The organism is Mesorhizobium sp. M2E.F.Ca.ET.209.01.1.1 (assembly GCF_004010375.2).
In the GTDB taxonomy this organism is placed as follows: Bacteria; Pseudomonadota; Alphaproteobacteria; order Rhizobiales; family Rhizobiaceae; genus Mesorhizobium.
The window spans coordinates 1-445 of the sequence record NZ_SADP02000187.1; the positions used below are offsets into that span (position 1 = coordinate 1).

General features: G+C 57.8%; 1 pseudogene. It reads left to right on the forward strand.

Features of this window, described 5'->3' with window-relative positions:
* Positions 1–272, forward strand: a pseudogene (locus EN852_RS35215) (class I SAM-dependent methyltransferase); the annotation flags it as partial.
* Positions 273–445: the final 173 nt, after the last annotated feature.

Sequence of the window (445 nt, forward strand, 5' to 3'; positions counted from 1 at the left end):
TCTGCTGTGGCGTCTTCACGCACAGGCATGCCCGACCGGATGGACTGCGCGAACTGGCTCGCGTCACGCGCCCGAACGGCTTCGTCATCGCGAGCACCCGCAAGAGCTATGCGGAGGCGACATCCTTTGAAAATGCTGTGCGGCGTCTGCAGGATGCGGGTCTTCTGATGCCGGCACTTTGTCTTAGCGATGCGAGATACTACGAGGAAAACGCGCATTATTGGGCTTTCCAGGTGCTTGATAAAGCAAGAGCAACGGGTGAGCGGCTGTGACACACTAGCGCAGATCTCGCCGGCGGATCTGACTTTCGATGACCCGAACCGGCACTCGCCGATCGGCATGCGAAAGGCTTTTGACACCGATTAGGCCTAAAGCGGATCCGCGTCCCACGCAGAAACACAGGGGCTAAAGATGTAAAGGCTCTTGAACGTTGCTTGAAGTGCAC